The organism is Xanthomonas sp. SI (assembly GCF_014236855.1).
Taxonomy (GTDB): Bacteria; Pseudomonadota; Gammaproteobacteria; order Xanthomonadales; family Xanthomonadaceae; genus Xanthomonas_A.
This window is the reverse complement of the sequence record NZ_CP051261.1, coordinates 4,292,750-4,304,897: the sequence shown is the minus strand read 5'-3', so window position 1 is coordinate 4,304,897 and position 12,148 is coordinate 4,292,750. Positions and strand designations below refer to the sequence as shown.

Below are 12,148 nucleotides of genomic sequence, written 5' to 3'. Positions count from 1 at the left end.
ACGCAGGTCACGATCGTCGGCGGATGGTGCGGGACGGGGGAAAAGGGGAGGTGCTTTTCACGAATCCCCAATCCCGAATCCCCAATCACGCCGCGCCGCCTGCGGCGCGGTCCAGCAACCACTGCGACAACAACCCCACTGGCCGGCCGGTGGCCATGCCGCGCTTGCCTTCGTCGCTGGCCACGCCGGCGATGTCCAGGTGCGCCCAGCGCTGGCCTTCGGTGAAGCGCGACAGGAAGCAGCCGGCGGTGATGGCGCCGGCCCAGCGGCCGCCGATGTTGTAGACGTCGGCGAAGCTGGAATCGAGCAGGCCCTGGTATTCGTCCCACAGCGGCAGGCGCCAGGCGCGGTCGAACACGTGTTCGCCGGCGGCCAGCAGTTCGTTGGCCAGGTCGTCGTGCTTGCTCATCAGGCCGGCGGTCTGGTGGCCGAGCGCGACCATGCAGGCGCCGGTCAGGGTGGCCACGTCGATCAGCGCCTCGGGGTTGAAGCGTTCGGCGTAGGTCAGCGCGTCGCACAGGATCAGGCGGCCTTCGGCGTCGGTGTTGCCGACCTCGATGGTCTTGCCGGACATGCTGGTGATCACGTCGGAGGGGCGGTAGGCGTCGCCGTCGATCGCGTTCTCAACCGCCGGCACCACCACCACCAGGTTCAGCGGCAGGCGCGCGGTGGCGGTGGCGACGAAGGTGCCGATGACGTTGGCGCCGCCGCACATGTCGTACTTCATCTCCTCGATGCCGCCCTGGGTCTTCAGGTTGACGCCGCCGGTATCGAAGGTGATGCCCTTGCCGACCAGCACGTAGGGCTTGGCGTCGCCGCCGCCGTTCCACTTCAGCACCAGCAGCCGCGGGCGGTTGGCCGAGCCGCGCGCCACCGCCAGCAGCGAGCCCATGCCCAGTTCCTTCATCTGCGTCTCGTCGAGGATCTCGGCCTCGGCGCCGTCGATGCCGTGGGCGAACGCCGCGGCGGTTTCGGCCAGATAGGCCGGGGTGCACAGGTTCGGCGGCAGGTTGCCGAGCTCGCGGGCGAATTTCACGCCGGCGGCGATGGCCTGGCCCTGGGCCAGCGCGGTGGCGTCCTCGCCGAGCACGGCCAGGCTGGCCAGGCCGCTGTCGTCGGGCTTCTTCTTGCCCAGGGTGGCGGTGTAGCGGTAGCAGGCGTGGTCGCTGGCGATCACCGCCTGGCGGATCGCCCAGGCCTGGTCGCGGCCCTTGATCTCCAGTTCGGACAGGGTGAACAGCGCCTTGGCCGCCGGCCCGCTCTTCAGCGCGCGCGCCGCGTCGCCGACCGCTTTCAGGTACTGCGGCACGCCGAACTTGGCGGCCTCGCCCAGGCCGACCACCAGCACGCGCGGCGCGGTCACCCCGGGCAGGTCGTGCAGCAGCGCGCTGGCGCCGGTCTTGCCGCTGAGGTCGCCGCGGCCGGCCAGGGCCGTCAGGCGTCCGCCGCTGGCCGCATCCAGGGCCTGGGCGGCGGGCGACAGGCGCTTGTCGGCGAACACGCCGACGACGATGCAATCGAACGCCGCAGTAGCCGGGGCGTCGTGGTTCAGGGTGAATTCCAGGGCCATTGATCAGATTCCGTTGGCAAATCCGTACAATCGCGGGCTGTTTACGTCCAGCCGGGTTAGGCTGGCTCCGCCGCGAACGAATCCGAGAGTTTAAATCAACCCACCCCCATGCCGAAGCTCGATCGATACCTGCTGCGCGATTTCATCCAGAGCTTCTTGGCCACCCTCATCGTCCTGCTGGTGGTCAGCGTCGGCGGCGTGCTGGTCGACATCCTGGGCAACATCGCCGATGGCCGCATCCCGGCCAAGTTGCTGTTTTCCCAGTTGGGCCTGCAGTTCGTGGTGTATCTGCCGCTGATCCTGCCGCTGGCGCTGATGCTGGGCCTGCTGCTGGCGCTGGCGCGGCTGTACCGCGACTCGGAAATGGCGGTGATCACCGCCATCGGCGTCGGCCCGCGGCGCCTGCTGCGGCCGATCCTGATGCTGGTGGTGCCGGTGGTGGTCCTGGTCGGGCTGTGCTCGCTGTGGCTGGGTCCCTGGGCCGACCGCACCTCCGACCGGCTGATCGACGAAGCCAACCGCAGCCTGCTGATGGCGGGCCTGGAGGCCGGGCGCTTCACCCCGCTGTCCGACGGCGGCATCGTCTACATCAGTACCCTGTCCGGCGACGGCACCAAGCTGGGCAAGGTGTTCATGCAGCGGCAGAAGGACGGCCGCCTGGACGTGGTCACCGCGCAGCGCGGCGCGATGTTCTTCGAAGGCAAGGCCGACCGCTACCTGCGCCTGGAGGACGGCTACCGCGTGGAAGGGCCGCTGGCCGGCGACGACATGGACTACCGGCTGATGCGCTACGTCAGCAACGACGTGGCCCTGCCGGACCGCAGCGAGGCGCGCAAGGACGACGATCCGGAGCTGCTGCCCACCGCCAAGCTGATCGGCGACCCGCGGCCGCAGGCCAATGCGCAGCTGCACGCGCGCATCGCCCCGCCGCTGCTGGCGCTGGCCTTCGCCCTGCTGACCCTGCCACTGTCGCGCAGTTCGCCGCGGCAGCAGCGCTACGGCCGGATCATGCTGGCGTTCCTGGCCTACCTGGTCGGCACCAACCTGATGTTCATCGGCACCCAGTGGCTGAGCACCGACAAGCTGCCGCGCGCGCTGGGCCTGTGGTGGCTGACCGTGCCGCTGCTGGTGCTGGCGGTGTGGACCTATCTGCGCGACGGCCAGCTGTCGCGGCCGCGGAGGCAGGCGGCATGAGGCTGCGCCCGAACCTGCACGACGTCTACGTCGGCCGTGCCGTGCTCGGCACCGTCCTGCTGACCTGGGCGGTCCTGCTCGGGCTCGACGTGATCATGGCCTTGTCCAACGAATTCAAGGACATCGGCAAGGGCAGCTACAGCCTCGGCCACGCCGTGGCGTTCGTCGCCTACACCGTGCCGCGGCGCGCCTACACCCTGTTCCCGACCGGCGCGGTGATCGGCGTGCTGATGGGCCTGGGGCAGCTGGCGGCCACCTCCGAACTGACCGCGCTGCGCGCACTGGGCCTGTCGCGGCCGCGGCTGAGCGTGGCCGCGGCGGCGACGATGTTGCTGCTGACCGTGGCGATGGTGGTCAGCGGCGAGACCCTGGCGCCGTGGGCGCAGAACCAGGCCGACACGATCAAGGCCAACGCCAAGTACAACGGCAACATGAGCATGGCCCGCTATTCCGGGGTGTGGGCGCGCGAGGGCGACACCTTCCTCAACGCGCAGGCCGGCGAGGAACACCTGGAAGGCAACGGCGGTACCTGGCTGGAGTTGCGCGACGTGCGCCTGTACACGCTGGACCAGGCCGGGCGCCTGGCCTCGCTGACCCACGCCACCACCGCAGAGCACCGCAGCAGCGGCTGGACCCTGAAGCAGGCCTACCGCGACACCTTCGCCGAGCGCTCGGTGCAGCGCGAGAAGTTCGACAGCCTGCCGTGGGCCTCGCGGCTGGATGCCGCCGCGCTAGCCTCGGGCCTGGCCAAGCCGCGCAACCTGTCCGCGCACGACCTGCACACCAGCATCGAGTACCGCCGCCGCAACGGCCTGGACGCGCGCGACTACGAGGACCAGTACTGGAGCCGCTGGTTCTACCCGGTCAACGTGCTGGCGCTGTGCTTCGCCGCCATTCCGTTCGCGTTCGGCGCGCTGCGCAGCGGCGGCATGGGCAAGCGCCTGTTCCTGGGCATCCTGTTCGCGCTGGTGTTCTGGCTGCTGCAGCTGTTCTTCGGGCGCATGGCCGGCGCGCTCAAGTTCGACTACCGCATCGCCTACGCGTTGCCGCCACTGGTGATGCTGACCGTGTCGTGGCTGTTGTTCCGCAAACGCAGCAGTTGAGTCGCGGCGCCTGCGAGCCCGAGCCGCGCTCACGCCTGTCGCGTCGGCTGCCGGTCGGGTTTCCTTCGCTCCAGACCGGCCGGCTGTCGCTGCGGCAGGTGCGCGTCGCCGATCTGGACAGCCTTCGCACGATCTATGGCGATCCGCAGGTGATGCGCCATGCCGCCGATCCCGTGTTCACGCGTGCCGAGCACTACGTGCAGACGATCGATAGCATGGCCCGGGGATTCAGCGCGGACCAGGCGATCGAGTGGGGCATCGCCCGCAGGTCCGACGATGCGTTGATCGGCACCGTGGGACTGCACAACTTCCGCGACACCATGGCGGAAGTGGGCTGCCTGCTGGCAGCGGCGCACTGGCGGCAGGGTGTCATGCGCGAAGCGGTTGGCGCGGTGCAGGCGTTCGCGAAGGAGCGGCTTTGCTTGGTCCGGCTGGAGGCCGACATCGATGCCGGCAATGCGGCATCGTTGGCTTTGTTCGCCGCATTGGGCTACGTCGGGGCGCAGCGCACAGCGGAGCAGGCAGCGCTTCTGACGAAGTGGCTTTAGCGCCGGAAGTTCCAACTGCTGCGGCGCGCCAGCCGAGCCGGCTTAGGCGTCATCGCAGCAGCAATGGCTCACCAACGTAGCTCGCCGCGCCGCCGCGCGCCCATGCGTTGCGGTCAGGGCTTTTTTTGCTTCGGAAGCCGAACCAGCCGCGTGCCGCTGGCACGGTCGTGCCACGTCAACCGTTCGCGATCGAACAGCGCCCACCAGAACCCCAGCCCGCCCAGCAGCAGCGACAGCGTGCCGACCAGATAGCGCCGCCACAGAGCGCCCCAGCTCGGCGTGCCGCCATCGGCGCCGTGCAGGCGCAGCCGCCACGGGCGCATGCCCAGGGTCTGGCCGCCGCGGCGCCAGCTCAGCGTCGCGTACAGCCCCGCCGCCAGCCAGCAACACAGCCACAATAGCCACTGCAAGGTGCTGAACGGAGGGATGTTTTCGCGCGGCGCGTGGCCTTCGAGGGTGTAGCCCAGGGTGAACAGCGCCGAGATCGCGAACCACAGCGCCAGCACCGGCCAGGCATCGTAGAACAGCGCCAGGAGCCGCCACGGCAGCAGCGCGCGCGGACGGGAAGCGGTGGCGGTGGCAGTGGACGCGGCGGTCATCGCCACAGCTTAGCGGCAGCGCCACCGGCGCGTCACCGGCTGGCACCGCGATCGGCGCAGCCCCCGCCTTGCGCCGCGCGAAGTCGGCGCTAGGCTTTCCCAAGTCCCAAGTCCCAAGTCCCGTAAGCTCCCCCGATGCCCGAACTCCGCACCCCCGCCGAACGCCGCCAGCAGGCGCAACGGCTCGCCCCGCTGCGCGATGCCGATGCCGTCGCGATCCAGCAGTTCCTGGACACCGCCTGGGCCGAGCAGGGCCTGGCACGGCAGAGCCTGGACAGCTACCGGCGCGACCTGGAAGGCTTCGCGCGCTGGCGCGACGGCGCCGGCGGCGGCCTGCCCGGGGCCGATCGCCAGGCCCTGTTCGATTACCTGGCCTGGCGCACCCGGCTGGGCTATTCGCAGCGCAGCAACGCGCGCTGGCTGTCGTCGCTGCGCGCATTCTTCGGCTTGCGCCTGCGCCGCGGCGAGCGCAGCGACGATCCGACCGCGCTGCTGGACCCGCCCAAGCTGCCGCGCTCCCTGCCCAAGGCGCTGGCCGAGAGCCAGATCGACGCGTTGCTGGCGACGCCGGACGACACCGACCCGGCCGGCCTGCGCGACCGCGCCATGCTCGAACTGATGTACGCGGCCGGGCTGCGCGTCAGCGAGCTGGTCAACCTGCCGGCGAATGCGGTGAACCTGCGCCAGGGCGTGCTGCGGGTCACCGGCAAGGGCAGCAAGGAGCGCCTGGTGCCGCTGGGCGAGGAATCGCAGCACTGGCTGCAGCGCTATCTGGACACCGCGCGGCCGGCGCTGGCGGCGGGGCAGGCGGTGCCGGCCAGCGACGGCACCGTGCCGATGTTCATCGACGCGGCGCGGCGTCCGCTGAGCCGGCAACAGTTCTGGGGCCTGGTCAAGCGCTATGCGGCGCTGGCCGGCATCGACCCCACCTCGGTCAGCCCGCACGGCCTGCGCCACAGCTTCGCCACCCACCTGCTCAACCGCGGCGCCGACCTGCGCGCGCTGCAGATGCTGCTCGGCCACAGCTCGCTGTCCACCACCCAGATCTACACCCTGGTGGCGCGCGAACACCTGCAGAAACTGCACAGCAAGCACCATCCGCGCGGCTGAGGCCCCCGGCGGCGCCCCTGTCAGCCTGCGCGGACCGCGCCGTGGCCGCTCAGCCTGTCTACATGGAGCGGACCAATCGGTATGCGACAATCCAGCCGATTCGCAGCCCTACATGGATAGCCAATGCTCCGTTTTGCTCTTTTTGCGCTGCTGGGCGCCACGTCCCTTTCCGCCTGCGCGCAGCCGGCTTCTCCCACCGCCGGCGCCGCTGCCAAGCCGGCCGCTGCCGCTGCCGGTACCCCGGGCGACCAGCGCGTGCGTGCGGCGCTGCTGCAGCTGGATCCGAACTTCAAGCCCGACTTCATCGGCGCCGCGCCGTTCCCGGGCTTCCGCGAAGTGGTGGTCGGCGGGCAGGTGCTGTACGTGTCCGACGACGGCCGCTACCTGTTCCAGGCGCAGCCGTTCGACATCCAGGAAAAGCAGTTCGCCTCCAGCGAGGGCCTGCTGAACTACCGCCGCAAGCTGCTGGAATCGGCGCCGCGCACCGAGCGCATCGTGTTCGCCCCGGCCAACCCGAAGTACACCATCAGCGTGTTCACCGACATCGAGTGCGGCTACTGCCGCAAGCTGCACAGCGAGATCGCCGAGCTCAACAAGCAGGGCATCGCGGTGGAGTACCTGGCGTTCCCGCGCATGGGCCTGGGCAGCCAGGACTACAAGGACATGGTCGCGGTGTGGTGCGCGGCCGACAAGAAGAAGGCGCTGACCGAGGCCAAGGCCAACGGCAAGGTGCCGAGCGCGGCCAGCTGCAAGAACCCGGTGACCATGCAGTACAACCTGGGCCAGCGTCTGGGCGTCAACGGCACCCCGGCGATCTTCGCCCCGGACGGCACCCAGCTCGGCGGCTATCTGCCGCCGGCGCAGCTGCGCGAGGCGCTGGACAAGCGTGCGGCCGAGGCGGGTCGGGCGGGCGGTAGTCGCTAAGCGGCCGGGATTTGGGATTGGGGATTGGGGATTCGCAAACGCGCGTCCCCGGCATGTGAGCGTTGACTCGGGCGTTCGCGGCGTGTGTGTTAGTCATTGATTTTCTGGGAATTTCCCCGCTCCCTTAAAACGGCTTTTGCGAGTCCCGAGTCCCAGGTCCCGAGTCCCGGCTACACTACGCAGCCCGTTTACCTCACACGGTTCCCCGGACATGATCGTCCTCGAGGGCGCTTCCGCCCTTTCGCCGTTCCGTCGCGCTCGGCTCGAAACCCGCCTGCAATCCGTCGTTCCCGGTCTGCGCATCGCAGGCGCCTGGCACGTCTACTTCATCGACAGCGACGCCGACGGCGCGGTGGACACCGCCGCCGCGCAGCGCATCCTGCAGGCGCAGGACGCGCCGGCCGTGGCCGAGGCGGGCACCCGCTCGCGCTACGTGGTGCCGCGGCTGGGCACGCGCTCGCCGTGGTCGAGCAAGGCCACCGAACTGGTGCGCGGCGCCGGCCTGGCGATCCGCCGCGTGGAGCGCGGCACCCGCCTGGACCTGGCCGGCTGGCCCGAAGACGCCATCCAGCAGGCCGCGCTGGCCAAGCTGCTGCACGACCCGATGACCCAGTCGCTGCTGGACGGCGCCGCGCAGGCGCAGGCGCTGTTCCAGGCGCCGGCGCGCGGCGACGTCGAGCGCATCGCGCTGGACCAGCTGGAAGCGGCCAACGCGCGGCTGGGCCTGGCCCTGGCCCAGGACGAGATCGACTACCTGCGCCAGCGCTTCGGCGAACTCGGCCGCGACCCGGCCGACGTCGAGCTGATGATGTTCGCGCAGGCCAATTCCGAGCACTGCCGGCACAAGATCTTCAACGCCAGCTGGAGCATCGACGGCAAGGAGCAGGAACGCTCGCTGTTCCGGATGATCAAGCACACCCACCAGCAGACCCCGCAGCACACGCTCAGCGCGTACAGCGACAATGCGGCGGTGGTGGAAGGGCATCCGGCCGCGCGCTACCGCCCGGATCCGGCCAGCGGCGAATACCGCAGCGAGCCGGTGACGCCGTCGGCGTTCTGCATCAAGGTCGAGACCCACAACCACCCGACCGCGATCGCGCCGTTCCCGGGCGCCTCCACCGGCGCCGGCGGCGAGATCCGCGACGAGGGCGCCACCGGTCGCGGCGGCAAGCCCAAGGCCGGCCTGACCGGCTTCAGCGTCTCGCACCTGCGCATCCCGACCCTGCCGCAGCCGTGGGAAGCCGAGCGCCCGTTGAACCCGCGCATGGCCCCGGCGCTGGAGATCATGCTCGAGGCCCCGCTCGGCGGCGCCGCGTTCAACAACGAATTCGGCCGGCCCAACCTGCTCGGCTATTTCCGCAGCTTCGAACTGCCGGAGACGCAGGACCTGACCCGCGCCTACGACAAGCCGATCATGCTCGCCGGCGGCCTCGGCGCGATCGATCGCATCCAGGTCGAGAAGATCCGCCTGCAGCCGGGCGACGCGGTGATCGTGCTCGGCGGCCCGGCGATGCTGATCGGCCTGGGCGGCGGCGCGGCCAGTTCGGTGGCCTCCGGCGACAGCGCCGAGGATCTGGATTTCGCCAGCGTGCAGCGCGACAACCCGGAGATGGAGCGGCGCGTGCAGGAGGTCATCGACCGCTGCGTGGCGCTGGGCGCCGACAACCCGATCCGCTGGTTCCACGACGTCGGCGCCGGCGGCCTGTCCAACGCGATTCCCGAACTGCTGCACGACTCCGGGGTGGGCGGCCTGATCGACCTGGACCGCGTGCCCAGCGACGACCCGTCGCTGTCGCCGATGCAGCTGTGGTGCAACGAATCGCAGGAGCGCTACGTGCTCGGCGTGCCGCAGGCACGCCTGGCCGAATTCGCCGCGCTCTGCGAACGCGAACGCTGCCCGTTCGCCGCGGTCGGCGTGGCCACCGCCGAGGAACGGCTCATCGTGGGCTATGGCGTCTTCGGCGGCGGGAATGGGGAATCGGGAATCGGGAATGGTGAACAGCCAGCCGCACCCGCTTCTCACGAATCCCCAATTCCCAATCCCCAATCCCGGCACCCCATCGACCTGCCGATGGACGTGCTGTTCGGCAAGCCGCCGAAGATGCACCGCGATGCGCGGCGGCCGCCGGCACCGCGTTGGCCCGAGTTGGACACCGACACGCTGGACCTGCGCGAGGCCGGGTTGCGCGTGCTGGCGCATCCGGCGGTGGCGGCGAAGAGTTTCCTGGTCACGATCGGCGACCGCAGCGTCGGCGGGTTGACCGCGCGCGAGCAGATGATCGGTCCGTGGCAGCTGCCGCTGGCCGATTGCGCGATCACCCTGGCCGGGTTCGATACCTGCGCCGGCGAAGCGATGGCGATCGGCGAGCGCACGCCGCTGGCGCTGCTCGATGCCGCCGCGGCGGCGCGCATGGCGGTCGGCGAGGCGATCACCAACCTGTGCGCGGCGCCGGTCGAGGCGCTGGCGCAGGTCAAGCTGTCGGCGAACTGGATGGCCGCGGCCAACCACGCCGGCGAGGACGCGCGGCTGTACGCTGCGGTCAAGGCGGTGGGCATGGAACTGTGCCCGCAGCTGGACCTGAGCATTCCGGTCGGCAAGGATTCGTTGTCGATGCAGGCGCAGTGGGCGGTGACCGCCGTGAATCGGGAATCGGGAATCGGGAATGGGGAAACGCGCGACGTTTCCGCGACCGACGACTCCGCTTCTTCGATTCCCGATTCCCCATTCTCCGGTCCCGGCGCAACGCACAAGAGCGTTTCACCCGTGTCGCTGATCGTCACCGCGTTCGCCCCGGTGGCCGACGCGCGCGCGCAGCTGACGCCGTTGCTGGCGCGCGAGGCGGAGAGCGAGTTGTGGCTGATCGGGCTGGGCGGCGGCAAGCAGCGCCTGGGCGGGTCGGTGCTGGCGCAGGTGCATGCCGAGGGCGGCTTGCCGGCCTTCGGCGGCGCGGTGCCGGACCTGGACGATGCGCAGCGCCTGCGCGCGTTCTTCGAACTGATCCGCGATGCGCGCGAGGCCGGGCTGCTGCTGGCCTACCACGACCGCAGCGACGGCGGCGCCTTCGCCACCCTGTGCGAGATGGCGTTCGCCTCGCGCCAGGGCCTGGAGATCAACCTCGATGCCTGGGGCGACGATCCGTTCCGCAGCCTGTTCAACGAGGAACTGGGCGCTGTGGTGCAGGTCGCCAACGAGGACCGCGCCGCGTTCGCCGATCTGATCGAGCGGCACGCGCTGACCGAGTGCGCGCAGCGCATCGCCCGCCCCAGCACCGCCGCGGTGGTGCGCGTGGGGCTGGCCGGCAAGACCCTGGTCGAATGGCGCTGGGAGGAACTGTTCGATGCGTGGTGGTCGGTGAGCCACGCCATGCAGAAGCTGCGCGACAACCCCGACAGCGCCGACGAGGAGCGCGCGGTGGCGCGCGATTTCGCCGCGCCGGGGCTGAAGCCGAAGCTGGCGTTCGACCCGGCCGAGGACGTGGCAGCGCCGTTCGTCGCCAGCGGGCAGCGGCCCAAGGTGGCGATCCTGCGCGAGCAGGGCGTCAACGGCCAGATCGAGATGGCCAACGCGTTCGAGCAAGCCGGTTTCCGCGCCTTCGACGTCCACATGAGCGACCTGATCGCCGGCCGCGTGGACCTGGCCGATTTCGTCGGCCTGGCCGCCTGCGGCGGCTTCAGCTACGGCGACGTGCTCGGCGCCGGCCGCGGCTGGGCCACCTCGATCCTGGAGCGGCCCGCGCTGCGCGATGCGTTCGCGGCGTTCTTCGCGCGCCCGGACACGTTCGCGCTGGGCGTGTGCAACGGCTGCCAGATGCTCAGCCAGCTCAAGGACATCATCCCAGGCGCCGAACACTGGCCGCGCTTCCTGCGCAACCGCAGCGAGCAGTTCGAGGCGCGCACCAGCCTGCTGGAAGTGGTGGAGTCGCCATCGATCTTCCTGCGCGGCATGGCCGGCTCGCGGATCCCGGTGGCGGTGGCGCACGGCGAAGGCCGCGCCGAGTTCGACAACGCCGTGGACCAGGCCGCCGCGCGCGTGGCGTTGCGCTTCGTCGACGGCAACGGCGAGGTCGCCGCGCGCTATCCGCTGAACCCGAACGGCTCGCCCGACGGCATCACCGGCCTGACCAGCGACGACGGCCGGGTGACGATCCTGATGCCGCATCCCGAGCGCACCCCGCGCGCGCTCAACCTTAGTTGGCACCCCGAAAGCTGGGCGGACGCTTCGCCGTGGCTGCGCATGTTCCGCAACGCGCGGGTGTGGGTGGGCTGAGCGCCTACCTGCCGCGCCCGCCATCGGCGGGCGCGGCGGCGTGATACGGGCTCACCCTGCGCCTCCGGCGCAAAGAGGCTACGAACGCTCGGCTGTTTCCTTCTCCCCTCGGGACCATGGCCCCCTTTTCGGGGGAAGGTGCCCCGAAGGGGCGGATGAGGGTGCGGGCGAAGCCTCGCACCCCAAACTCCACGAGCCGCTTTCGCGCCGCACCCTCACCCCAACCCCTCTCCCGGTGGGAGAGGGGCTTTGCACGCTCGGCTGTTCCTTCTCCCCTCGGGAGAAGGTGCCCCGCAGGGGCGGATGAGGGTGCGGGCGAAGCCTGGTGCACCCAAACTCCACGAGCCGCTTTCGCGCCGTACCCTCACCCCAACCCCTCTCCCGGTGGGAGAGGGGCTTTGCGCGCTCGGCTGTTCCCTTCTCCCCTCGGGAGAAGGTGGCCCGCAGGGCCGGATGAGGGTCCGGGCGCAGCCTCGGCGAACTGCCGGAGCCGTCCCGAATCGCCGAGTGGCCGCCAGCCGCCGCAGCCTGCAACCGGCTGAAGAAAACCCCCGATTCGCATCCCTGGGCGACTGCCCGGCCATCGCCTTCTACCGCCGGCCAACGACCGCGTTCTGCGCAGTTGCGCTTGTGCACGGCGGAACGCGGCCCCTCCCTCAGACCAGCGGCAACCGCTTTCCGCCATCACCCCCGATCTGCGTCAAACCCTTGGCGCAGCAGCGAATGTCGCTCCCTCCCGATGTCAACGCATGGCAAGTGCCGTGCCGAGAATTTGGCGGAATGTCTTGTTTTGATTGAAATTTATCGAAATATTAACAATTAAGTTGTAAATC

Annotated in this window: 8 protein-coding genes; 6 read left to right on the top strand and 2 right to left on the bottom strand. The window is 70.1% G+C overall.

The annotated features are described in order from the left end of the window. Positions 1 to 85: 85 nt before the first annotated feature. Entirely contained in the window at positions 86 to 1,570 is a 1,485-nt protein-coding gene (locus tag HEP75_RS18170) for a leucyl aminopeptidase (protein ID WP_185824445.1), read from the bottom strand. A 108-nt stretch (positions 1,571 to 1,678) separates the two neighbouring features. Between HEP75_RS18170 and lptF the strand changes: the two genes are divergently transcribed. Genes lptF through HEP75_RS18155 form a run of 3 tightly spaced genes read left to right on the top strand, consistent with a single transcriptional unit; the run spans position 1,679 to position 4,415 of the window. Beyond that, a complete protein-coding gene (gene lptF, locus HEP75_RS18165; protein ID WP_185824444.1) occupies positions 1,679 to 2,764 on the top strand; it encodes an LPS export ABC transporter permease LptF in 1,086 nt (361 codons plus the stop codon). Then, positions 2,761 to 3,867, top strand: a complete 1,107-nt coding sequence (gene lptG / locus HEP75_RS18160; RefSeq protein WP_185824443.1) for an LPS export ABC transporter permease LptG — start codon at positions 2,761 to 2,763, stop codon at positions 3,865 to 3,867. Before lptF ends, lptG begins: the two co-directional genes overlap by 4 nt. After that, positions 3,837 to 4,415, top strand: a complete 579-nt coding sequence (locus HEP75_RS18155) for a GNAT family N-acetyltransferase (RefSeq protein WP_185824442.1) — start codon at positions 3,837 to 3,839, stop codon at positions 4,413 to 4,415. The genes lptG and HEP75_RS18155 overlap by 31 nt, the downstream gene beginning before the upstream one ends. A gap of 113 nt (positions 4,416 to 4,528) precedes the next feature. On the opposite strand, the gene HEP75_RS18150 is transcribed toward HEP75_RS18155, so the two are convergent. Next, positions 4,529 to 5,014, bottom strand: a complete 486-nt coding sequence (locus HEP75_RS18150; protein ID WP_185824441.1) for an RDD family protein — start codon at positions 5,012 to 5,014, stop codon at positions 4,529 to 4,531. A 135-nt stretch (positions 5,015 to 5,149) separates the two neighbouring features. On the opposite strand from HEP75_RS18150, the gene xerD reads away from it, so the two are divergent. The 3 genes from xerD (at position 5,150) to purL (ending at position 11,315) form a co-directional block, all read left to right on the top strand. Continuing rightward, entirely contained in the window at positions 5,150 to 6,124 is a 975-nt protein-coding gene (gene xerD / locus HEP75_RS18145; RefSeq protein WP_185824440.1) for a site-specific tyrosine recombinase XerD, read from the top strand. A gap of 123 nt (positions 6,125 to 6,247) precedes the next feature. Beyond that, on the top strand, positions 6,248 to 7,048 hold the full coding sequence (locus HEP75_RS18140) for a DsbC family protein (protein WP_185824439.1): 801 nt from the start codon (positions 6,248 to 6,250) through the stop codon (positions 7,046 to 7,048). 211 nt (positions 7,049 to 7,259) lie between these two features. Beyond that, positions 7,260 to 11,315: a phosphoribosylformylglycinamidine synthase gene (purL, locus tag HEP75_RS18135; protein WP_185824438.1), complete on the top strand. Its 4,056-nt coding sequence runs from the start codon at positions 7,260 to 7,262 to the stop codon at positions 11,313 to 11,315. The last annotated feature ends 833 nt before the right edge of the window (positions 11,316 to 12,148 follow it).